Raw genomic sequence first — 21,166 nt, 5'->3', positions numbered from 1 at the left:
AAGTTGCGTAGGACGGCGCGTTTTCCGGCGCGATTTCTACGCAACTTCGAGGTCGGCGGCCAGCTTCAGCAGCAGGCGGTCGGCGCCGTAGCGGGCCACCAGTTGCACGCCGATGGGCAGGCCGTCGTCGGTGGCGTGCATCGGCAACGAGATGGCGGGCTGGCCGGTGATGTTGAACGGCACGCAGTACGGGACCACCTGCGAGGAGCGGAACACGCCGCCCAACGGGTTGTCGGGGGCGCTGGCGAACGTGCCCAGCGGCGGCGGCACTTCGGGGATGGTGGGGGTGACGAGCAGGTCCCACCCGTCGTCCCACCACGACTGCACCCGCCGTGAGTAGTCGTGCAGGTGGGAGAGGGCGTCGACGTACTGGGCGCCGCTCACCGTGCGCCCCATCTCGGCCAGCGTCCAGGTGAGCAGCTCCACGTCGTCGGGGCCGAGCACCCGGCCGATGCGGGTGCCCCACAGGTCGAGGTCATGGGCCGTCCACACCGCGTAACAAGGGAGGAACCACGTGGTCAGCGCCGGGTCGGCCAGCGCGGCCGGGTGCGCCACCTCGACGGTGTGGCCCAGGCCTTCCAGGCGGCGTGCCGTGAGCTCCGCAGCGGCTACGCACTCGGGGGCAGTGGGCACTTCGGCGAGCGAGGTGTAGAGGCCGACCCGCAAGGGCCGGTCCTCGACGGGCAGGTCGGGCGGGGTGTGCAGGTCGCCGGTGGCCGGCCCTGTCACCACGTCGTAGAGGAGCACGGTGTCGCGCACGGTGCGGGTCACGAAGCCCTGCATGACGAGGCCGCCCCAGAACTCGGGCACCTCCGGCCATTGCGGGATGCGCCCTCGGCTGGGCTTGAGCCCCACCAGCCCGCACTCCGAGGCCGGGATGCGGATGGACCCGCCGCCGTCGTTGGCGTGGCCGACGGGCACCATGCCCGAGGCCACGGCCGCGCCCGACCCGCCGCTGGAGCCGCCGGTCGAGCGTGTGGGGTCGTGCGGGTTGCGGCTGGGGCCGCGTAGTTCGGGCTCGGTGGTGGGGATGAGGCCCAGTTCAGGGGTGTTGGTCTTGCCCACGCAGACGGCGCCCGCAGCGCGCATGCGCGCCACCAGCACGCTGTCGTGCGTCTCCACGTAGCCGGCGGCGTCGACGCCCCGGATGGAGCCGGTGTAGGGCTCGCCTGCGAACTGCACGTCGAGGTCCTTGACCACCCAGGGCACGCCCCGCAACGGCCCGTCGGGCAGCGAGGCGGCCTCGGCCCGGGCCTTGTCGAACCGTTCGAAGACCACAGCGTTGAGCTCGGGGTTCAGCTTCTCGATGCGGGCGATGGCCGCGTCGACCACCTCGATCGGGCTCGCGTCCCCCCGTTGCACCAACGCTGCCGTTTCATAGGCATCGAGGGCGTCGTCCATGGGCAGACGGTATCGGCAATGGTGGAGGCATGACGTTGCCGACCCGCGTGCTCGCGGCGATCGTGGCCGCCCTGCTGGTGGCAGGCTTGGCGGTGGCCGTGGTGCGCGACGACGAGGGCGTGCGCACTGCTGCGTCGTCCACCTCCACGTCGTCGACCGCGCCGGGCGAGACGACGACCACGACGGCGACGCCGACCACGGAGTTGGAGCGGGGGATCGCCGAGATCGAAGCGTTCGTGGCCAAGGCCCGAGGGCTGCCGTTCAAGGCCAAGGTCAAGGTCGCCCTGCTCGACGACGCCGCCTTCCGGGCCCGGCTCAAGGACGACAGCGACATCGACCGCGAGCAGTTGGCCAAGACGACCAAGGTGCTGCGGGCGCTCGACCTGTTGGAGGAGGACGACGACCTCGAAGCGGCCTACAACTCGCTGCTCGGGGATGCCGTGCTCGGCTTCTACGACTTCGAGACCGACGAGATGGTGGTGCGGGGCGCGAGCCTGACGCCGGGGGTGCGCCAGACGCTGGCCCACGAGCTGACCCATGCCCTGCAGGACCAGCACTTCGAGCTCGACCGGCCCGAGTTGGAAGAACGCGACGACGAGGCCGAGATCGCCTTCACCGGGCTGGTGGAGGGCGATGCCCGCCGCATCGAGCACGAGTACGCCGACACATTGTCGGCCGCCGAGCGGCGCCAGGCGCAGCGCCAGACGAGCTCCGCCGCCCTCGCCCCCGACATCCCGCAGGTGCTCATCCAGTCGGTGGTGTTCCCGTACGTGTACGGCCCGCCCTTCGCCGAACGGGTGGTCGACGAGGGCGGGCAAGGGCGCATCGACGAGGCGTTCCGGTCACCGCCGCTCACCTCCGAGCACATCATCCACCCCGAGAAGTTCCTGCGGGGCGAGCAGCCCAGGGCCGTGCCCGAGCCGCCCGCCGAGGGGCCGGTCTTCGACCGGGGGGTGATCGGGGAGTTCGGCCTGGTGCTGATCTTCGGCGACGACCTGCGGGCAGGCGACCTGCGCAAGGCGGTCAACGGCTGGGGCGGCGACCGCTACGTGGCCTGGGAAGCCGACGGCCGCGTGTGCGTGCGGGCCACCTTCGAGATGGACACCGCCAAGGACGCCGACGAGTTGCGTTCGGCCCTGCGCACCTGGGCCGGCAAGCACCGCGCCACAGCCGACAACCTCACCCTGACCAGTTGCCGCTAGTCCGCGGCCCGAGCCGGTCGACGAAGCGTTCGCCGACAAATCTCAGCCCGTCGACCGAGACCTCGTTGAGCGCATCGGCGCCGTAGCGGCGGATCGTTCGCACGACACGCGACGCCCCTTGGAGGAGGGCATCCTCGGAGGCTCGGCGCACCGCTTCCCGCAGGGGGCCGTCGGCAGCGGCCACCGAAGCGGCCACGTCGCCGTCTTCGTCGAGCGCTTCGAGCAGTCGGTAGAGGTCGTAACCGTCGGTCGCCTGTTTCCGAGGCGGCCGTCGGCGGCCGAGCACGCCGCAGAGCTTGGTGGCCACAAGCCCCGCAGCCGTCGCAAGCGGCAGGACGCCTTCGACACGATCCGGCCCGTCGACCACGAGCCGCACCATCTCGGCTTCCTCGAGTGCGTACCGATGGGCTCGAACGAACAGCTCGTCGAGCGGGTCGTCCACGTCGATGGCGTCGAGCGGCGTCGTCGCTATGACGTCGACGGCAACCCCGTCGAGTTCCACTCGGTCGGCATGGTTTGCCGCGGCCTGAGCGCCAGGGAGGTCGCCGAGGACTTCTATGACCGAGGGCAGGCGCGCCTCGGCCACCGTGTCGACATCGGTCGTGGCCCGGTGGGCATGCCGCAGGCGGCAGGTGACGGCGACGCCGCCGACGATGGCGACACGCCCGATGTCCGCGCCGACAACGGCCAAGGCCGTCCGCACGAGCTTCGGCGTGTCGGTGTTGCCCGCGACGTGGACGACCAGCATTCACCAAACCCGCACGAACGGCGTCGGTGGGGTCCAGGCCTCCAAGATCTCTGTGCCTCGGCCCAGGTCCCCCGCCAAGTCGAGTGCGACCACGGCCGGGTGAGCAAGCGGCATGCGTTCGCCTGCAAGGCGGTGCCGGAAGCCGACTGCCATCGTCGTCGGCGCTACCCGCAGCATCGATCCGGCTGCACGGGGAGTGACCGCTTCACCCAGCCGTTGTCGAGCGCGGCGAGCCACCGCCTCGTTGGGCACGAGGATCTCCAACAACGGCGACCGGGCTGCGATCACCGGCGCCCCCCAGGCCGCCGCCGCCTTGGCCCCCGTCAGCGCCCAGCCCGGCTGGTCGAGGTCGTCGTCGCCCATCTCCAAGAATGCCGCGTCTTCTGGCCGGGGACGCCGTTTCAGCGACACCACCGCACGCGGCCAACGGTCGGCCAGGACCCAAAAGAGATCGGGGACGACCGGGCGCCCGTCGGGCTCGACAAGCAGGTGGTCGCGGAGGCGGCCGAGCGCTCGACTGATGGACGAAGGGTTAAGGCCTGCAGCCGCCGCAGTGGCGCGCACACCGAATGGCTCGTCGGGCCGAAGCAGCAACGCCAGCGCAGCCGCCACCCCGGCTTTGCCGGCGACGGGTTCGCGCTCGTCGTCGGCGTCTCGTCGCGGCGCGGCCGGGACCTCGGCGTCGACGTGCAGGCCGGGCGCTCGCACGAACACATGGCCGCGGCGGTCGAACCAACCCCAGCCCTCGTCGCGCAACAGCTTCTTGGCGCCGGCGGTAAGTGTGTCGGCCACCAGCAGCCTGACTCGACTCTCCGGTGCGCCCCCGCCGGTGCGGGCCACCAGCGCCCGGACCCGGCTGGGATTGGCCAACGAGAGGGCCTTGACCTCGATGCCCACTGTCCGGTCGTCACCGATGTCGACGGCGATGTCGGCGAGGTCGTCAGGAGGAGCCATCGGAAGCCCGAGGGCGTCGAGGGCGTGCATCAGCGCGACCTCGGCCTCCGCTCCGAAGTCCTCGGTAGTGGGCCGCACGGCGCCTCCTGTTGCGCGTTGCCTGACAAAGCAACAGTAGCCTCAGCAGTCACGTTGCGCGTTGCGTTGCAACACAACAGCACATCTCGCCCGTCGAGCATGGATACCCCAGCGGCACGCTGGCGTGGTGGATGGGGCGCTGGGCGCTCGGCTTTCGCCCCGACTCAGGTCACTGGTTCCCGGGGACGTCGACGACCAACGTGACCGGCCCATCGTTGGCCAGTTCCACCACCATCTCGGCCCGGAAGCGGCCCGTTGCCACCTCCGCTCCAAGGTCCCGCAGCGCCGCCACCACTTCCTCGATCAACGGCTCGGCCTCTTCGGGCGGGGCAGCCTCGATCCACGACGGCCGCCGTCCCCGTGACACGTCGCCGTAGAGGGTGAACTGACTCACCACCAGCACCCGTCCGCCCACCTCGCCGACCGACACCTCGCCGTCGAAGATCCGCAAGCCCCACAGCTTCGCCGCCAGCTTCCGGGCCGCCGCCGCGGAGTCACCCCGTCGCACCCCCACCAGCACGCACAGCCCCGGCCCGTCGATCGAGCCGACCACGGCGCCGTCGACCGACACCCGAGCCCACGCCACGCGCTGCACCACCGCTCGCATCGCCACAGTCTGCGTCGAGGTATGCTGATCGGACCGGTAAGGCACTTTGAAGGGACAGACGCGTGCCCGCAACCGTGGTCGTCGGGACCCAATGGGGCGACGAAGGGAAGGGCAAGCTCACCGACCTCCTCGCCAAGGAGATGTCGGTCGTGGTCCGCTACCAAGGCGGCCACAACGCAGGCCACACCATCGTGGTCGACGGTGAGTCCTTCGCCCTTCAGCTGATCCCCAGCGGCGTCCTCTACCCGCACATCTCGCCCGTCATCGGCAACGGCGTCGTCGTCGACCCCGCCGTCCTCCTCAAAGAGGTCGACACGCTCACGGCCAAGGGCGTCGACTGCTCCAAGCTCCGGGTCAGCGGCAACGCCCACCTGATCATGCCGTACCACCAGGAGATGGACCGGGTGACCGAGCGCTACCTGGGCAAGAACAAGCTCGGCACCACCAAGCGCGGCATCGGCCCGGCCTACGCCGACAAGGCCTCCCGCGTCGGCCTGCGGGTGCAGGACCTGCTCGACGCCAAGATCTTCCGCCAGAAGCTCGACGTGGTCCTCAAAGAGAAGAACAGCATCCTGGCCAAGGTCTACAACCGGCTGAAGATCTCGGCCGACGACATCGCCGCCGACTACCTGGCCCAGTACGCCCCCCGCATCGAGCCCATGATCACCGACTGCGTGAGCTTCGTGCACGAGGCCCTCGAACGGGGTGAGAACGTCCTCCTTGAGGGGGCGCAGGCCACCTTCCTCGACCTCGACCACGGCACCTATCCGTTCGTCACCTCGTCGAACCCCACAGCGGGCGGCGCCTGCGTCGGGGCGGGCGTCGGCCCCCGCCACATCGACCGGGTCATCGGCATCGCCAAGGCCTACACCACCCGGGTGGGCGCCGGGCCCTTCCCCACCGAGCTGTTCGACGAGCACGGCGACGCCCTCGTCGACCGGGGCCGCGAGTACGGCACCAACACCGGCCGCCGCCGTCGCCCCGGCTGGTTCGACGCGGTGATGATGCGCCAGGCCGTCCGCCTCAACTCGCTCAGCGAGATTGCCCTCACCAAGCTCGACGTGCTCGACACCTTCGACACCGTCAAGGTGTGCGTGGCCTACGAGTGCGAGGGCGAGCGCTTCACCCACCCGCCCTACCACCAGTCGGTGCTGCACAAGGTCACCCCCGTCTACGAAGAGCTGCCGGGGTGGAACACCGACCTCACGCACGCCACATCACTGAAGGAACTGCCCAGCGCGGCCCGCGACTACGTCGCCTTCCTGGCCGAGCAGAGCGGGGTGCCGGTCCGGTTCGTCGGCGTCGGACCGGGACGTGAACAGTTCGTCGACTTCGCGGCGTGATGCGAGTCGCCGTCGTCGGCAACGGCGGACGGGAGCATGCCTTCCGCCAGGTGCTGTCCCGCACGGCCACAGTGGTGCCCGACGACGCCGACGACGCCGACCTCTACGTCATCGGCCCTGAGCAACCGTTGGTCGACGGCGTGGCCGACCGGCTGCGGGCCGACGGCAAGCTCGTCCTCGGCCCCGGCGCCGACGGCGCCCGCCTCGAAGGCTCCAAGGGGTGGATGAAGGAGGTGCTGCGCGCCGCAGGCGTGCCCACCGCTCGCTCCGCCACCTTTGCCACCGCCGAAGGGGTCGACGCCTACCTGGCCGACCTGCCCTCCGGTGCCGTGGTGAAGACCGACTACCTCGCCGCAGGCAAGGGTGTGCTGGTTTCCACCGACGCAGACGCCCTCCGCAACGACGCCCGGGCCAAGCTCGCTCACGGCGACGTCGTCATCGAGGAACTGCTGGCCGGCCCCGAGCTGTCGGTGTTCGCCGTGTGCAACGGCAAAGACTTCGTCCTGCTCCCCCCGGCCCGCGACCACAAGCGGGTGGGCGACGGCGACACCGGCCCCAACACCGGCGGCATGGGCGCCTTCTCGCCGGTGCCCGACGTCGACGCCGCGGTCGAGGCCGCCGCCGACATGGTCGACCGCACCCTGGGAGAGTTCCAGCGCCGCGGCATCGACTACCGCGGCATCCTCTTCGCCGGCCTCATGCTCACCCCCGACGGTCCCAAGATGCTCGAGTACAACGTGCGCCTGGGCGACCCCGAGGCCCAAGTGGTGCTGCCCCGGTTCACCTCCGACCTGGCCGAGCTCCTCGCCGCGGCGGCCGCGGGCGACCCCCTCCCGCCGCCCACGTTCACCGACGCCGCCGCTGTCACCGTGGTCCTGGCCGCCGAGGGCTACCCGGTCGACGTGCGCACCGGCGACGTGATCGAGGGGGTCGACGACGCCGAAGCCCTCGACGGCGTCACCGTGTTCGAGGCGGGCGTGGTGCGCGACGACACCGGGCGCTTGCGCACCGCCGGGGGGCGGGTACTGGCCGTCACGGCCCTGGCTGCCACCTTGGCCGAGGCCCGGGAACGGGCGTACGAAGCCGTCCAACAGATCAGTTGGCCGGGCATGCACTATCGAAAGGACATCGCTGCGCAATGAAGGTCGCCGTGCTCATGGGTTCGCCCAACGACAAGGACAAGATGGCGGGTGCCGCACAGATGCTGGAGCGCTTCGGCATCGAGGTCGACGAGCGAGTGCTCTCGGCCCACCGCAACCCCGCCGAGGTCACCGCGCTGGCGTCGGGCCTGCGCGACAACGGCTACGTCGCCGCCATCTGCGGCGCGGGCATGGCCGCCCACCTGGCGGGCGTCGTCGCCGCCCACACCACGCTGCCGGTCATCGGCGTGCCCCTCTCGGGCGGCGCCCTCAACGGCGTCGACGCGCTGTACTCGACCGTGCAGATGCCCAAGGGCATCCCCGTTGCCACCGTGGCCGTCGACGGCAGCGCCAACGCGGGCATCCTCGTGGCCGAGATGCTGAGCATCAGCAACGAGGACATCGCCAAGAAGCTCGACGAGTTCCGCGCCGCCGGAGCCCGATGATCCCCAACGTCCTTGCTGCCCGCTACGCCAGCCCGGCCATGGTCGAGCTCTGGTCGCCGCGGCACAAGGTCGTGCTCGAACGCCAACTCTGGATCGCCGTCCTCCGGGCGCAGAAGCAGCTCGGCGTCGACGTGCCCGACGGGGTGATCGAGGCCTACGAAGCGGTCGTCGACAACGTCGACCTCGACTCCATCGAGGCCCGTGAGCGGGTCACCAAGCACGACGTCAAAGCCCGCATCGAAGAGTTCTGCGCCCTGGCGGGCCACGAGCACATCCACAAGGGCATGACGTCGCGTGACCTCACCGAGAACGTCGAGCAACTGCAGGTCCGCCAGGCCCTCGAACTGGTGCGCGACCGCATGGTGGCCGCCCTCGCCCGGCTGGCCGAGCGGGCGGCCGAACACGCCGAGACGGTCATCACCGGCCGCAGCCACAACGTGCCCGCCCAGGCCACGACGTTGGGCAAGCGCTTCGCCAACGCGGGCGAGGAACTGCTCCAGGCCTTCACCCGCGTGGAGGAGCTACTGGCCCGTTATCCGTTGCGCGGCATCAAGGGACCGGTCGGCACCCAGCAGGACATGGCCGACTTGGTCGACGATGTCGACCGTTTGGAAGAACTGGTCGCCCAGCACCTGGGCTTCGAGCGGGTGCTCGACAACGTGGGGCAGGTCTACCCCCGCTCGCTCGACTTCGACGTGGTGAGCGCGCTGGTGCAAGCAGCCTCGGGGCCGGCCAACCTGGCCAAGACCATCCGCCTGATGGCGGGCCACGATCTGGTGACCGAGGGCTTCCTGCCCGGGCAGGTGGGCTCGTCGGCCATGCCCCACAAGATGAACGCTCGCTCGTGCGAGCGCATCAACGGCTTCGTCGCTGTCCTGACCGGGCACCTCGCCATGGTCACCGCCCTCACCGGCGACCAGTGGAACGAAGGCGACGTGAGCTGCTCGGTGGTTCGACGAGTGGCGCTCCCCGACGCCTTCTTCGCCATCGATGGGCTGTTCGAGACCTTTCTCACTGTGCTCGAGGGCTTCGGCGCCTACCCCGCCGTGATCGAGCGCGAGCTGCGTCGCTACCTGCCATTTCTCGCCACGACCAAGCTCATGCTCAGCTACGTAAAGCGGGGGATGGGCCGGGAGCAGGCGCACGAGCTCGTCAAAACCAAGGCCATCGAGGCCGCCCTCGCCATGCGCGAGGGCGCTGAAGGCAATCCATTGTTCGTCGAGTTCGGAAGCGAGCTCGACGACGCCCTGTCGTTCGTGGGTGCCGCACCTCGACAAGTCGAACGCTTCGCCGCCCGCGTGGGCGAGGTGGTCGACCGTTATCCGACCGCAGCCAAATACGTCCCGGAGGGGATCCTGTGAAGCACGTCTATTCCGGCAAGGTGCGCGACGTCTACGAGGTCGACGACCGCACGCTGCTGTTCGTGGCCAGCGACCGCATCTCGGCCTTCGACGTAGTGATGGCCGAGCCCGTCCCCGACAAGGGGCGGGTGCTCACCGGCATGACCGCCTTCTGGCTCGACCAGCTGCGCGACCTCGCCCCCAACCACATGGTCTCGGTCGATCCCGCCGACTTCCCGTCGGGCGGCCCCGCCGACGCTGCCGGGCGTTCGATGCTCGTGCGCAAGGCCGACATGCTCGCCATCGAGTGCATCGTGCGCGGTTACCTGTCAGGTTCGGCGTGGAAGGAGTACAAGGCGACGGGCACCATGCACGGCACGCCGCTGCCGTCGGGGCTGCAGGAGAGCGACAAGCTGCCCGAGCCGGTGTTCACCCCGTCGACCAAGGCCGAGTCGGGCCACGACGAGAACATCAGCTTCGAGGTGGCCTGCGACATCGTCGGCGCCGACGTGGCCAAGGCCGCTCGCGAGATCAGCCTGGCCGCCTACCAACGGGGCGCCGACTTGGCTGCCGAGCGGGGCATCATCATCGCCGACACCAAGTTCGAGCTCGGCTTCATCGACGGGGAACTGGCTCTCTGCGACGAGGTGCTCACCCCCGACTCCTCCCGCTTCTGGCCTGCCGATCAATGGCAGCCCGGCGCCACGCCGCCGTCGTTCGACAAGCAGCCCGTGCGCGACTGGCTGGAAGGCACCGGCTGGGACAAGACGCCCCCGCCGCCCGCCCTGCCCGCCGACGTGGTCGACACGTCTCGCCAGCGGTACGTGACCGCCTACGAGAAGCTCACCGGGAAATCGTTCACCGACTGGTACGGGGTATCTCGATGAAGACGTTCAGCGTGCTGGTCGAAGTCAGCCTGCGGCCCGGCATCGCCGACCCCCAAGGCGCCACCGTCGAACGGGCGCTGCCTGCGCTGGGCTTCGACGGCGTCACCGGCGTGCGGGTGGGCAAGGCCATCCGCTTCACCATCGAGGCGGCCGACGAGGCCGCCGCCCGCGGGGCGGTGGAGGAACTGTGCAAGCGCTTCCTCACCAACCCGGTCATCGAGGACTCCCGCATCGAACTGAGCGGCGTGTCATGAGTGCCCGCATCGGGGTCGTGCTCTTCCCCGGCTCCAACTGCGAGCACGACGCGGTGGAAGCCGTCGACGCGCTGGGCGGCAAGGGCGAAGTGGTGTGGCACGGGGCCACCTCGCTCGAAGGCTTCGACGGCGTCATCCTCCCCGGCGGCTTCGCCCACGGCGACTATCTCCGCCCCGGCGCCATCGCCCGTTTCTCCCCGGTGATGACTGCGGTGGTCGAATTTGCTCGCAGCGGCGGCCCGGTCGTCGGCATCTGCAACGGCTTCCAAGTGCTCACGGAAGCGGGTTTGCTGCCGGGCGCCTTGCAGAAGAATCGCGGTCTCAAATTCCTGTGCACGACGGTGGACGTGCGCGTGGAAACCACCAATTCTGCTCTGACGCGGGAGGCAGAGGCCGGTGCCGCGCTACGCATACCCATCAACCATTTTGAGGGCAACTACACGTGCGACGAGCGCACGCTGGCCGAGCTTCGGAGCGAAGACCGAGTGGTGTTCAGGTACGTCGACAACCCCAATGGGTCTGTGGACGACATCGCCGGGATATGCAACAGCGAGCGCAACGTCGTCGGCTTGATGCCCCATCCTGAACGAGCCTGCGACCCCCTCCTGGGCTCGACCGATGGTGTGACGCTGTTGCGCTCGCTGTTGGCAGCGGCTTCGGTTACCGCTTAGTAACTGTTCAGTCGGTACCGCGACGGATGCCGGCCTGCCGCAACACGGCCGGGTTCACGCCTGCTTCCCGCCACGCGGCATAGCTGATGCCCTTGCGGCGTCCGTACTCCTTGGCGGCCTTGATAAAGGCTTGCTCGAGGGCGCCGAGGTCGACTGTGGCCGACTTGCTGGCCAGTTCGTTTTGGAGGTTCATCCGCTCCTGCACAAGCTGGAGACGGGAAAGCGGGTCGGCGTCCTGCAGCCTGTTCTCGATGTCGGCCAGACGCTTTTCGATGGATTCCGGCGTGCGCTTCCGTCCGCGCTTGGGCTTGTGGGCCTCAAGTGCTTCGAGATACCGACGCACTGCTCGGCCTTGGTCTCGCCCGAGGGCGAGGGCCTCCTTGTGCTCGTCGGACATGCCGGGCTTGGCTCGCTTCTTGGGGGGCATGCCAGGAAGTATTGCTCGACTGGCTCCCTTGTTCAAGTTCTTCGCCTTTTCATTTGGTCAATGTTTGTCACCCGCGAGACAAGCCGTGGACAGTTCCTGCATGCAGTCGATCCGGGGCCGGCGCGGGCCGGTTACCGTGGAGAGGTGGCCGACGAACTGCACCGAGCGCTGGGACTGACCGACGACGAAGCCGCCGACATCGAGCGCATCCTGGGCCGTTCACCGAACCATCTCGAGCTCGCCATGTATGCGGTTATGTGGAGCGAGCACTGCTCGTACAAGTCGTCTCGCTTGCACCTGAAGCGGCTGCCGACCGAGGGGGCGCACGTGCTCGTCGGCCCCGGCGAGAACGCCGGCGTCATCGACGCAGGCGACGGCGTGGCCGTGGCCCTGCGCATCGAGAGCCACAACCACCCCTCGGCGGTGGAGCCCTACCAAGGGGCGGCCACCGGGGTCGGCGGCATCCTGCGCGACATCTTCACCATGGGCGCCCGCCCCATCGCCGTCATGGACCCACTGCGCTTCGGGCCCCTCGACGACCCCCGCAGCCAGTGGATCTTCGAAGGCGTGGTGAGCGGCATCTCGGGTTACGGCAACTCGGTCGGCGTGCCCACGGTGGGCGGCGAAGTGGTGTTCGACGAGACCTATGCCGACAACCCGTTGGTCAATGTCCTGTGCCTGGGCGTGATGCCCAAGGACCGCTTGGTGCTGGGCCGTGCCAGCGGCGTGGGCAACCTGGCCGTGCTGCTCGGTTCGACCACCGGACGCGACGGCATCGGCGGCGTGAGCGTGCTCGCCTCGGCGGGTTTCGGCGACGCCGAGGCCGACGCCGAGAAGCGCCCCAGCGTGCAGGTGGGCGACCCCTTCGAGGAAAAGCGCCTCATCGAAGCGTGCCTGGAACTGCTCGATGCCGGCCTCGTTGTCGGCATCCAAGACCTCGGCGGTGCGGGCCTCACCTGCGCCACCAGCGAGACCGCCTCCCGAGGCGGCGTGGGCATGGACGTGTGGGTCTCCGAGGTGCCCCAGCGCGAAGCGGGCATGGAGCCCTTCGAGGTCATGACCAGCGAGAGCCAGGAGCGCATGCTGGCCATCGTCACGCCCGAGGCGCTCGACGAGGTGCTGTCGGTGTGCCGGCGCTGGGAGGTGCGGGCGTCTGTGGTGGGCCGCGTCACCGAGGACGGCGGCCGCCTGCGCATCTTCGACCGCCCCGACGGCGAGGAGCTGGCCGACGTGCCCGCGACGTCGCTGCACGAGGACGCCCCGCTCTACGACCGTCCCCTGGCCCGGCCCGCCTGGCTCGACGAGCTGTTGGCGGCCTCGCCCGCCGACCTTCCGTCGAACGACCCGGGTGCCGAGCTGCTGTCGATGCTCATGGACCCGTCGTGGGTCTACTCCCAGTACGACCACCAGCTGTTCCTCAACACCGTGGAGGCGCCAGGGGCCGACGCCGCCGTCCTACGCCTCAGGGCGCCGGGCCTGCCCGGCCGGTCGGACAAGGCGCTGGCCCTGTCGACCGACGGCAACGCCCGCTGGTGCGCCCTCGACCCTCGCCAGGGCACGGCCATGGGCGTGGCCGAAGCCGCGCTCAACGTGGCCTGCGCGGGCGCCCGCCCGGTGGCGCTGGTGAACTGCCTCAACTTCGGCAACCCCGAGCACCCCGAGGTCATGTGGCAGTTGTCGGAGGCCATCGACGGCATGAGCGAGGCGTGCCTGGCCTTGGACATGCCGGTCATCGGCGGCAACGTCAGCCTCTACAACGAGAGCCGGGGCCGCGACATCGACCCCACGCCCGTGGTCGGCGTGCTCGGCATCATCGACCGCCTGGAACGGCGGCCGCCTTCGGTGGCGCTGGTCGACGGCGGTCGGCTGGTGCTGCTGGGCGAGACGGTGCCCGAGCTGGGCGGCTCGCTGTGGGCGCTGCGCACCCACGGCCACCGTGGCGGCACCCTTCCCCCGCTCGATCTCGCCGCCCACGCCCGGCTGCTGGCCTTCGTGCAGGCCATTGTCGGCGACGGCTTGGCGGCGGGCATCCACGATGTGTCGGAAGGCGGGCTCGGCGTGGCGCTGGCCGAGATGGCCGTGCGTTCCCAGGTCGGCTTCCGGGTGGCCGGCATCGACGGGCACGCCGCCCTCTTCGCCGAGTCGCCGTCGCGGGTCGTGGTGTGCGCGGCCCCCGACCAGGCCCAGGAGATCGTGCGCCGGGCGGGCGACACGGGCGTGCCCGCGGCCTTCCTCGGTGGCTCCGGAGGCGACCGCTTGGTGGTCGACGGGTTGGTCGACGTGGGGCTCGACGAGGCCACCTCGGCATGGCGCGATGCGATCCCGAGCGCCTTGGCGGTCGCCCGGTAGCCTGCGCCCCATGGACGAGCGGGGGCTGGTGGAACGGGTCGACTCCCTCACGGCCGCAGTGGCCGACCTCGGGTTCAAGCTCGACACGCTGATCAGCTCGACCACCGCGTTCCGGGAGTCGTTCGGCGAGCGCATGACCGACTACGCCGACCTCGTCGCCCACTGGAGCATCGAGACCGAGGAGAACCTCAAGGCGCAGCGCCGCACCGTCGACCGCGCCCTCGCCGCCCAGGACGAAGCGGTGGCCCGGCTGGCCGCCATGGTGGAAGGCGTGGCCCAGGCCGTCGAGGCCTCAGGGGCGCCCGTGCTCGCCGGGCTGGTAGCGCTGCGCCAGGAGATCGCCACCCTGCCCCGTGACGGCGTTGACCTCACGCCGGCGATCGACGAGGTGCGCAGGCTCCGGGAGAACGTCGTCGACGCCGACGCGCTGTCGGCGGTGCTGGCCGAAGTGGCGGCGGTGCGCAAGGACGTAGGCACGTTGCCCCGTGACGGCGCCGACCTCACGCCGGTGATCGACGAGGTGCGCGGACTGCGTGAGAACGCCGTCGATGCCGACGCGCTGGCGGCAGTGCTGGCCGAAGTGGCGGCGGTGCGCAAGGACGTGGGCACGTTGCGGCGCGACGACGTCGATCTTTCGCCCGTGGTGGCGGAGGTCCGTGCCCTGCGGGACGACATGGCCGCAGCGCCCGGCGACGAGGTCGACCTCACGTCGGTGATCGACGAGGTGCGTGGGCTGCGGGAGAACGCCGTCGATGCCGACGCGCTGGCCGCAGTGCTGGCCGAGGTGGCGGCCGTGCGCAAGGACGTGGCCAAGCTGCCCCGCCAGGCCACCGACGTGACCCCGTTGCTCGACGAGCTTCGCCGGCTTCGTGAGGTGCTGTCGGAGGCCGACGTCGACGATGTGGAGGACGAGGTGTCGTTCGCCGCCGCTTTGGGCGAGCAGTTGGCCGCCCTGCGCAGCGACGTGGCCGCCCTGGCGAATCGGCCCACCGGCGGCGAAGGCAAGGGCAAGGCAGATCCCGCCGTGGTCGAGGCCATCGTCGGCCTGCGGGCCGACCTGGCCGCCTTGCGTGAGCAAGTGACAACCGTGCCGCCGGTGCCGCCCGAGGTCACCGCCCTCACCGACGCCTTGCAGGCGTTGCGCAGCGAGTTGGAGCACGAGCCCGCCGACGCCACCGTGGCTGCTGCTGCGCCTGGCGACGACCGGCTGGAGGAGACACTGGCCGAGCTCGTCTACGAGGTGCGCGCCCTGCGCCGCCGTTTCCCGGTGCGCCCAAGCACGGGCGAAGGCGACGACGAGCCGGTGCCCGCCCCTCGCCGCCGGCGCCGCACCACCACCCCCGACTGACGTGCCAGTTGTGCGCGTCCGGCCGCGCACATGTGGCAACTCAGCGGGCGAGGCGACCCCGTAGCTCCGCCAGGGCCGAGTCGGGGACGTCGAGGTCGCCCGTGCCACGACCGACAGCCAGGTCGGGCTTGTAGTCGCCGTGGTGGTCGGAACCGCCGGTCGCCACCAGCGAGTGTTCGTCCGCCAAGGACGCCAGCCCGGCGCGGTCTTCGGGGGAGTAGCGCCCGTAGTGGGCCTCGATACCTGCCAGGCCGAGCTCGGCCAGTTCGCCCACGGTGCGCCCCAGGTCGGCAGGCGACAGCCCCAAGCTGAACGGGTGGGCCAGCACGGCCACCCCGCCCGAGTCCCGCGCCAACCGCACGGCGTCGCCCACGGCCAGCCGCTCCTTCTCCACGTAGCCGGGCCTGCCCTTGGCCAAGTACACGTCGAAAGCCTCCTGGATCGAACCCACCACGCCCCGCCGCACGAGGATGGCGGCCGCGTGGGGCCGCCCGGCGCCGATGCCGCCCGCCTCCACCAGCAGTTCGGCATAGGGGATGCCGAGCCGTTCGCACATGAGCTCGTTGCGCCGGTCGCGTACCGCCTGCAGCCGCACCAGCTCGTCTTGCAACGGCCCGTCGCCGGGTTCCACGAAGTACACGAGCACGTGCATGGTGCCGGGCGAGAACTCGCACGACAGTTCGCAGCCGGCCACCAGTTCCACGCCAAACGCCGCCGCCCGCGCCCGGGCCTCGGCGATGCCGTCGAGGCGGTCGTGATCGGTCAGGGCCACCGCCGAGCACCCGGCGGCGGCGGCCAACTCGGCCACTCGGGCGGGCGAGTCGGTCCCGTCCGACACCGTGGAGTGGGTGTGAAGATCGATCACGCGCGCAGGGTATGTCACCATGGGCTCTGTGACGGGCGCACTCGACTTCCCCCCGCGCGCCGACGAGGACGACGACCACCCCAAGGAAGCCTGCGGGGTCTTCGGCATCTACGGCCCGGGCCTTCCCGTCGCCCACCTGACGTTCGACGGCCTGTACGCCCTGCAGCACCGGGGCCAGGAATCGGCGGGCATGGCGGTCAGCGACGGCGAGACCATCACCATCGACAAGGACATGGGCCTCGTCAGCAACGTCTTCAACGACTACAAGCTGGCGGCGCTGCCCGGGCACCTGGCCATCGGCCACACCCGCTACTCCACCACCGGGTCGAGCACGTGGCGCAACGCCCAGCCGGTGTACCGCAAGCCCGGCGAGAGCGGCTTCGCCCTCGGCCACAACGGCAACCTCACCAACACCCCCGAGTTGGCGGAACTGGCGGGCATGCTGCCGGGCACGGTGGCCAGCGACAGCGACCTGGTGGCCGAGATGCTGGCCGCCGAGTTCCCGCCCGAGGGCGAGGACCGCAGCGACGGCCGCGACCTGGAGGTGGCCCTGGTCAAGGTGCTGCCCAAGCTGGAAGGCGCCTTCTCCTTCGTCCTCATGGACGCCGGCCACCTCATCGGCGTGCGCGACCCCAACGGCTTCCGCCCGCTGTGCCTGGGCAAGCTCGACACGGGTTGGGTGCTGGCCTCGGAGACGCCCGCCCTCGACGTCATCGGCGCCCACTTCGTCCGCGAGATCGAGCCGGGCGAGATGATCGTCATCGACGCCGCCGGCCCCCGCTCCGTGCACCCCTTCCCGCCCGCCCGGCTCGACCCCAAGCTCTGCATCTTCGAGTTCGTCTACTTCGCCCGCCCCGACTCCCGCCTCTACGGCAAGGAAGTGCACGGGGCTCGGCGCCGCATGGGCGAACTGCTGGCCGACCAAGCCCCGGTCGACGGCGACATGGTGATGGGCGTGCCCGATTCGGGCGTACCCGCGGCCGAGGGTTACGCCAAGCGCAGCGGCATCCCTTACGGCCAAGGCCTGGTGAAGAACCGCTACATCGGCCGCACGTTCATCGCCCCCAGCCAGGACATGCGCAGCCGGGGCGTACGCCGCAAGCTCAACCCCTTGCGCGAGAACATCACGGGCAAGCGGCTGATCGTGGTCGACGACTCCATCGTGCGGGGCACCACCACCCGCCAGATGGTGCGCATGCTGCGTGACTCGGGCGCTGCCGAGGTGCACCTGCGGGTTTCGTCGCCGCCCTACAAGTGGCCGTGCTTCTACGGCATCGACACCGGCAGCCGCGCCGAACTGTTGGCCGCCAGCCTCACGGTGAGCGAGATCCAGGAGTACCTCGGGGTCGACTCCATCGCCTACCTCACCATCGAAAACCTCGAAGCGGCCATCGAGGCGCCGGGCGCCGGGTTCTGTTCCGCCTGCCTCACCGGCAAGTACCCCACCGAGGTCTCGGTGGAGCTTTCCAAGCACGTGCTGGAAGAATCACCCCAGCATGTCTGACGCAAGCGGCGACACAGCCCCCGAACCTCTGACCTACGCCGCCGCTGGCGTCGACATCGCCGCGGGCGAAGAGGCCGTCGAGCGCATCAAGCGCCACGTGCGTTCCACCATCCGCCCCGAGGTCATCGGCGACATCGGCGGCTTCGGCGGGCTGTTCGCCTTCCCCACAGACCGCTACCGCGATCCCGTGCTGGTCAGTTCCACCGACGGCGTGGGCACCAAGGCGTTGGTGGCCAAGGCGGCCGGTCGCTTCGACACCATCGGCGTCGACCTCGTCGCCATGTGCGTCGACGACCTGGTGTGCCAAGGCGCCGAGCCGTTGTTCTTCCTCGACTACATCGCCGTGGGCCGCTTGGTGCCCGACCACATCGAGCAGTTGGTGGAAGGCGTGGCCCGTGGCTGCAAGCAAGCCGGGTGCGCGTTGATCGGCGGCGAGATGGCCGAGCACCCGGGCGCCATGGAGCCGGGCGAGTTCGACCTCGTCGGCTTCGCCGTGGGCGTGGTCGAACGCGACCGCATCCTCACCGGCGACCGGGTCGACGTGGGCGACGTGCTCATCGGCCTGCCCTCGCCGGGGCTGCGCTCCAACGGGTACTCGCTGGCTCGGCGGGTGCTGTTCGACGTGGCCCGCCGCAAGCTCGACGACGCCGCCTGGGCGGGCTCGCACCGCACCATCGCCGACGAGCTGCTCGAGCCGTCGGTCATCTACGCGCCGGCCATCGGCGCCCTGCTCCGTGAGGTCGACGTGCACGGCGTGGCCCACATCACCGGCGGCGGCATCCCCGGCAACGTGTCGCGCATGCTGCCCGACAACCGCGACGCCGTGGTCAGCCGCAGCCAGTGGGAGCCGCCCCGCATCTTCAGCGAGATCCAACGCCTCGGCGGCATCAGCGACGACGAGATGGCCCGCGTGTTCAACCTCGGCCTCGGCATGGTGATCGCCGTTCCCCCGGTCGACGTCTTCCGGGCCATCGACGTCCTGCGCGAGCGGGGGCACTATGCAGTGCGGGTGGGTGAGATCACCAGGGGACGGGGCACCGTCCACGTGGAGCGCTGACATGACCCGCGTGCTCATCGTCGACGACGAGCCCGACATCCTGTTGATGCTGCGGGTCAACCTGGAAGCCGACGGCTTCGAGACGGCGCTGGCGGCCGACGGCGAGACGGCGTTGCAGCGGGTGACCGAAGAGCGCTTCGACCTCATGCTGCTCGACGTGATGATGCCGGTGATGGACGGCTGGGGCGTGCTCGACGGCCTGGCCGCCCTGTCCAGCCCGCCCCGGGTGATCGTGGTCACCGCCAAGTCGTCGGAGCGTGACGTGGTGCGGGCCATCGAGGCGGGCGCCGTCGACTACCTCACCAAGCCGTTCAGCCCCGCCGAGCTCGGCGCGTTGGTGCAGAAGGTGGTGGGCCTCGGCCCCGACGACCTCGACGCCCACCGACAGGCCCGCCTGGCCCGGGTCACGGCTGTCTAGTGCCGGCCGCCCCCCCCACCCCGAAGTTGCGTAGGAATCGCGCCGTTTTCCGCGCCGTTTCCTACGCAAGTTCGGGGGAGGGACGGTGATGACCTACCTCGACGGCCTGCGCCGCCACCTGTTGGAGCACTCGGTGCGCACCGGCGACTTCGTGCTGAAGTCGGGCCGGCGCAGTTCGTGGTTCATCGACTCCAAGCAGACGGCGTGCCGCCCCGACGGCCTGCTATTGATGGCCGACGCTGCCCTCGACGTGCTCGACCCGTCCGCCACTGCCATCGGCGGACTGACCATGGGCGCCGACCCCGTGGCCTTTGGGGTGGCCGGGGTGGCCGCAGCGCGGGGCCGAGGCTTGAAGGCGTTCTCGGTGCGCAAGGAGGCCAAGGACCACGGGGCGGGGGGCCGCATCGCCGGAGCCCTCGACCCGGGCGACCGGGTGGTGATCACCGAAGACACGGTCACGCGGGGCACGTCGTTGTTGGAGGCGGCCACGGTGGTGCGGGAGTTCGGCGCCGAGGTGGTGCAGATCGTGGTGCTGGTCGACCGGGGCGGCACGTGTGAGGCCATGGCCGCCGCCGAGGGCATCCCCTTCACCGCCCTGGTGACCGCTCCCGACCTCGGCTTCCCGTACGAGGGGGCGTAAGCCGGCTGTCACGACCCAGAAGCCGGTGGGGTCAGCGCAGTTCGCCGGGGGTGCGGAACAACCGCACGTGCGACACCGCCTCGATGCGGCGTTCGGCCACCCGGTCGGCCGCCGCTGCCGTGGTGGTGCCCTCGGCCGCGGCCGTGTCGAGCACCTCGGTGGTGGTGTCGTAGATGCGCCGGACCTGTTCGTAGGCCCGCTCCTGGTGGTAGCCGTGCAGCTCCTCGGCGATGTTGATGACGCCCCCGGCGTTGACGATGAAGTCGGGGGCGTAAAGCACCCCTGCCTCGGCCAAGCCCTCGGCGTCGGACGGCTCGCCCAGTTGGTTGTTGGCCGAGCCCACCACGGCGGCGCAGCGCAACTCGGGGATCGTCGTGGCAGTGAGGACCGCCCCCATGGCGCACGGCGAGAAGATGTCGCACTCCACCGCGTGCGCCTTCTCCGGCGGCACCGAGTCCACTTGGAGGTCGCGCACCGTGCGCTCCACCGCGGCGGGGTTCACGTCGGCCACGGTGATGCGGGCCCGCTCCTCCACCAGGTGGCGCACCAGGCAGTAGCCGACCTTGCCGGTGCCGCTCACCATCACGTGGCGGCCCGCCAGCTCGGTGGTGCCCCAGAGCCGCTTGGCGACCGCCTTCATGGCGTGGAGCACGCCCCACGCGGTGGCGGCCGACGGGTCGCCCGAGCCGCCCAGCCACTGGCTCACCCCGGTGACGTGGCGGGTCTCGCGGCGGATGAGGTCCATGTCGGGCTGGGTGGTGCCGACGTCCTCGGCCGTGATGTAGCGCCCGCCCAACGCATCCACGAAGCGGGCGTAGGCCCGCAGGAGCGCCTCGTGCTTGTCGCGGGCGGGGTCGCCGATGATGACGGCCTTGCCGCCGCCCAGGTCGAGCCCGGCGGCGGCCGACTTGTAGGTCATGCCCCGAGCCAGCCGCAGCACGTCCTCCACGGCCTCGTCTTCGGAGCGGTACGGGAAGAAGCGGGTGCCGCCCAGCGCCGGGCCCAGCCGGGTGGAGTGCACGGCGATGACCGCCCGCAACCCCACCGAACGGTCGTGGCAGTAGACGACTTGTTCGTAGTCGTCGCCGCCGATGCGCTCGAACACCTTCACAAAAGCCCAGGTTAGGGCGTAACTAGTCAGTTCGAACTACGCAAGATGACGCGTTCGGGCCATCGACGCCGGAAGGGACTGCCCGTACCTTCGGGGCACGAAAGGGACACTTTCCGAAGGGACTCCAGATGACAGACCAGAACACCCCCGACGCACTCCTGACGCCTGCGGAAGTCGCAGCATTGTTTCGAGTGAACCCCAAGACCGTCACCCGCTGGGCGCGGGCCGGCAAGATCACAGCGATTCGCACCCTGGGTGGCCACCGCCGCTTCCGGGCTTCCGAGATCCGCCGTTGCCTGGAGCAGATGGAGCACGAGACCGCCTGAACCACATCGACGGGGGGAAGTCCCTTTGATTCCTTCACTCTGGTCCGAGGT

22 protein-coding genes are annotated in these 21,166 nt (G+C 70.3%); 15 read left to right on the top strand and 7 right to left on the bottom strand.

Annotated elements, in window-relative coordinates; all coding sequences use genetic code 11:
• Positions 1-36: 36 nt before the first annotated feature.
• Positions 37-1,401 (bottom strand): amidase, encoded by a 1,365-nt coding sequence (locus tag VM938_12705; protein ID HVF75899.1) that lies wholly within the window; start codon positions 1,399-1,401, stop codon positions 37-39.
• 29 nt (positions 1,402-1,430) lie between these two features.
• On the opposite strand from VM938_12705, the gene VM938_12700 reads away from it, so the two are divergent.
• Positions 1,431-2,603, top strand: coding sequence for a hypothetical protein (locus VM938_12700; GenBank protein HVF75898.1), 1,173 nt, complete (start codon positions 1,431-1,433; stop codon positions 2,601-2,603).
• On the opposite strand, the gene VM938_12695 is transcribed toward VM938_12700, so the two are convergent.
• The 3 genes from VM938_12695 to dtd all read right to left on the bottom strand — a co-directional run bounded on the left by VM938_12695 (position 2,581) and on the right by dtd (position 4,990).
• On the bottom strand, positions 2,581-3,351 hold the full coding sequence (locus VM938_12695; protein ID HVF75897.1) for a nucleotidyl transferase AbiEii/AbiGii toxin family protein: 771 nt from the start codon (positions 3,349-3,351) through the stop codon (positions 2,581-2,583). The two genes, VM938_12700 and VM938_12695, sit on opposite strands and share 23 nt — an antisense overlap.
• Complete coding sequence (locus VM938_12690; protein ID HVF75896.1) at positions 3,352-4,383, bottom strand: hypothetical protein; 1,032 nt, start codon at positions 4,381-4,383, stop codon at positions 3,352-3,354.
• 169 nt (positions 4,384-4,552) lie between these two features.
• Complete coding sequence (gene dtd, locus VM938_12685) at positions 4,553-4,990, bottom strand: D-aminoacyl-tRNA deacylase (GenBank protein ID HVF75895.1); 438 nt, start codon at positions 4,988-4,990, stop codon at positions 4,553-4,555.
• 62 nt (positions 4,991-5,052) lie between these two features.
• Here dtd and VM938_12680 point away from each other — a divergent pair, with 62 nt between their 5' ends.
• From VM938_12680 to purQ, 7 genes are read left to right on the top strand one after another with little or no spacing between them, the layout of a single operon-like run.
• Complete coding sequence (locus VM938_12680; protein ID HVF75894.1) at positions 5,053-6,333, top strand: adenylosuccinate synthase; 1,281 nt, start codon at positions 5,053-5,055, stop codon at positions 6,331-6,333.
• Positions 6,333-7,475, top strand: coding sequence for a phosphoribosylamine--glycine ligase (purD, locus tag VM938_12675; protein ID HVF75893.1), 1,143 nt, complete (start codon positions 6,333-6,335; stop codon positions 7,473-7,475). Before VM938_12680 ends, purD begins: the two co-directional genes overlap by 1 nt.
• On the top strand, positions 7,472-7,918 hold the full coding sequence (gene purE, locus VM938_12670) for a 5-(carboxyamino)imidazole ribonucleotide mutase (protein ID HVF75892.1): 447 nt from the start codon (positions 7,472-7,474) through the stop codon (positions 7,916-7,918). The genes purD and purE overlap by 4 nt, the downstream gene beginning before the upstream one ends.
• Positions 7,915-9,279 carry an adenylosuccinate lyase gene (gene purB / locus VM938_12665; GenBank protein HVF75891.1) on the top strand — a complete coding sequence of 455 codons (1,365 nt, stop codon included), beginning with the start codon at positions 7,915-7,917 and terminating at the stop codon, positions 9,277-9,279. Before purE ends, purB begins: the two co-directional genes overlap by 4 nt.
• Complete coding sequence (locus VM938_12660) at positions 9,276-10,145, top strand: phosphoribosylaminoimidazolesuccinocarboxamide synthase (protein HVF75890.1); 870 nt, start codon at positions 9,276-9,278, stop codon at positions 10,143-10,145. The genes purB and VM938_12660 overlap by 4 nt, the downstream gene beginning before the upstream one ends.
• The gene (gene purS / locus VM938_12655; protein ID HVF75889.1) at positions 10,142-10,399 is read left to right on the top strand and encodes a phosphoribosylformylglycinamidine synthase subunit PurS; all 258 of its coding nucleotides are present in this window, start codon (positions 10,142-10,144) and stop codon (positions 10,397-10,399) included. The genes VM938_12660 and purS overlap by 4 nt, the downstream gene beginning before the upstream one ends.
• A complete protein-coding gene (gene purQ, locus VM938_12650) occupies positions 10,396-11,070 on the top strand; it encodes a phosphoribosylformylglycinamidine synthase subunit PurQ (GenBank protein ID HVF75888.1) in 675 nt (224 codons plus the stop codon). Before purS ends, purQ begins: the two co-directional genes overlap by 4 nt.
• 7 nt (positions 11,071-11,077) lie before the next feature.
• Here purQ and VM938_12645 read toward each other — a convergent pair whose 3' ends face one another.
• Entirely contained in the window at positions 11,078-11,497 is a 420-nt protein-coding gene (locus VM938_12645) for a hypothetical protein (protein ID HVF75887.1), read from the bottom strand.
• A 144-nt stretch (positions 11,498-11,641) separates the two neighbouring features.
• Between VM938_12645 and purL the strand changes: the two genes are divergently transcribed.
• Positions 11,642-13,846, top strand: a complete 2,205-nt coding sequence (gene purL / locus VM938_12640; protein HVF75886.1) for a phosphoribosylformylglycinamidine synthase subunit PurL — start codon at positions 11,642-11,644, stop codon at positions 13,844-13,846.
• A gap of 10 nt (positions 13,847-13,856) precedes the next feature.
• On the top strand, positions 13,857-15,194 hold the full coding sequence (locus tag VM938_12635; protein ID HVF75885.1) for a hypothetical protein: 1,338 nt from the start codon (positions 13,857-13,859) through the stop codon (positions 15,192-15,194).
• Positions 15,195-15,234: 40 nt separating this feature from the next.
• Here VM938_12635 and VM938_12630 read toward each other — a convergent pair whose 3' ends face one another.
• A complete protein-coding gene (locus tag VM938_12630) occupies positions 15,235-16,059 on the bottom strand; it encodes a PHP domain-containing protein (protein HVF75884.1) in 825 nt (274 codons plus the stop codon).
• Positions 16,060-16,078: 19 nt separating this feature from the next.
• Here VM938_12630 and purF point away from each other — a divergent pair, with 19 nt between their 5' ends.
• The 4 genes from purF to pyrE all read left to right on the top strand — a co-directional run bounded on the left by purF (position 16,079) and on the right by pyrE (position 19,678).
• Positions 16,079-17,563, top strand: coding sequence for an amidophosphoribosyltransferase (gene purF, locus VM938_12625; GenBank protein ID HVF75883.1), 1,485 nt, complete (start codon positions 16,079-16,081; stop codon positions 17,561-17,563).
• Positions 17,556-18,620 (top strand): phosphoribosylformylglycinamidine cyclo-ligase, encoded by a 1,065-nt coding sequence (purM, locus tag VM938_12620; GenBank protein HVF75882.1) that lies wholly within the window; start codon positions 17,556-17,558, stop codon positions 18,618-18,620. The genes purF and purM overlap by 8 nt, the downstream gene beginning before the upstream one ends.
• Position 18,621: 1 nt before the next feature.
• Complete coding sequence (locus tag VM938_12615) at positions 18,622-19,038, top strand: response regulator (GenBank protein ID HVF75881.1); 417 nt, start codon at positions 18,622-18,624, stop codon at positions 19,036-19,038.
• Positions 19,039-19,126: 88 nt separating this feature from the next.
• Positions 19,127-19,678 carry an orotate phosphoribosyltransferase gene (pyrE, locus tag VM938_12610; protein HVF75880.1) on the top strand — a complete coding sequence of 184 codons (552 nt, stop codon included), beginning with the start codon at positions 19,127-19,129 and terminating at the stop codon, positions 19,676-19,678.
• Positions 19,679-19,709: 31 nt separating this feature from the next.
• On the opposite strand, the gene VM938_12605 is transcribed toward pyrE, so the two are convergent.
• Positions 19,710-20,789: a Glu/Leu/Phe/Val dehydrogenase dimerization domain-containing protein gene (locus tag VM938_12605; protein HVF75879.1), complete on the bottom strand. Its 1,080-nt coding sequence runs from the start codon at positions 20,787-20,789 to the stop codon at positions 19,710-19,712.
• A 128-nt stretch (positions 20,790-20,917) separates the two neighbouring features.
• On the opposite strand from VM938_12605, the gene VM938_12600 reads away from it, so the two are divergent.
• The gene (locus VM938_12600) at positions 20,918-21,115 is read left to right on the top strand and encodes a BldC family transcriptional regulator (GenBank protein HVF75878.1); all 198 of its coding nucleotides are present in this window, start codon (positions 20,918-20,920) and stop codon (positions 21,113-21,115) included.
• Positions 21,116-21,166: the final 51 nt, after the last annotated feature.

The organism is Acidimicrobiales bacterium, from assembly GCA_035536915.1.
Classification (GTDB): domain Bacteria; phylum Actinomycetota; class Acidimicrobiia; order Acidimicrobiales; family JAHWLA01; genus JAHWLA01.
The sequence above is the reverse complement of the archived record's forward strand: the minus strand, read 5'-3'. Positions and strand labels throughout refer to the sequence as shown.

Excerpts from the sequence above, each read along its gene's own strand:
- purB (HVF75891.1), top strand. The coding sequence starts at position 7,915 with ATGATCCCCAACGTCCTTGCTGCCCGCTACGCCAGCCCGGCCATGGTC.
- VM938_12635 (HVF75885.1), top strand. The coding sequence starts at position 13,857 with ATGGACGAGCGGGGGCTGGTGGAACGGGTCGACTCCCTCACGGCCGCA.
- purQ (HVF75888.1), top strand. The coding sequence starts at position 10,396 with ATGAGTGCCCGCATCGGGGTCGTGCTCTTCCCCGGCTCCAACTGCGAG.
- purD (HVF75893.1), top strand. The coding sequence starts at position 6,333 with ATGCGAGTCGCCGTCGTCGGCAACGGCGGACGGGAGCATGCCTTCCGC.
- VM938_12695 (HVF75897.1), bottom strand. The coding sequence starts at position 3,351 with ATGCTGGTCGTCCACGTCGCGGGCAACACCGACACGCCGAAGCTCGTG.
- purF (HVF75883.1), top strand. The coding sequence starts at position 16,079 with ATGGGCTCTGTGACGGGCGCACTCGACTTCCCCCCGCGCGCCGACGAG.
- VM938_12600 (HVF75878.1), top strand. The coding sequence starts at position 20,918 with ATGACAGACCAGAACACCCCCGACGCACTCCTGACGCCTGCGGAAGTC.
- pyrE (HVF75880.1), top strand. The coding sequence starts at position 19,127 with ATGACCTACCTCGACGGCCTGCGCCGCCACCTGTTGGAGCACTCGGTG.
- purM (HVF75882.1), top strand. The coding sequence starts at position 17,556 with ATGTCTGACGCAAGCGGCGACACAGCCCCCGAACCTCTGACCTACGCC.
- VM938_12645 (HVF75887.1), bottom strand. The coding sequence starts at position 11,497 with ATGCCCCCCAAGAAGCGAGCCAAGCCCGGCATGTCCGACGAGCACAAG.
- purS (HVF75889.1), top strand. The coding sequence starts at position 10,142 with ATGAAGACGTTCAGCGTGCTGGTCGAAGTCAGCCTGCGGCCCGGCATC.
- purE (HVF75892.1), top strand. The coding sequence starts at position 7,472 with ATGAAGGTCGCCGTGCTCATGGGTTCGCCCAACGACAAGGACAAGATG.
- dtd (HVF75895.1), bottom strand. The coding sequence starts at position 4,990 with ATGCGAGCGGTGGTGCAGCGCGTGGCGTGGGCTCGGGTGTCGGTCGAC.
- VM938_12705 (HVF75899.1), bottom strand. The coding sequence starts at position 1,401 with ATGGACGACGCCCTCGATGCCTATGAAACGGCAGCGTTGGTGCAACGG.
- VM938_12700 (HVF75898.1), top strand. The coding sequence starts at position 1,431 with ATGACGTTGCCGACCCGCGTGCTCGCGGCGATCGTGGCCGCCCTGCTG.
- VM938_12615 (HVF75881.1), top strand. The coding sequence starts at position 18,622 with ATGACCCGCGTGCTCATCGTCGACGACGAGCCCGACATCCTGTTGATG.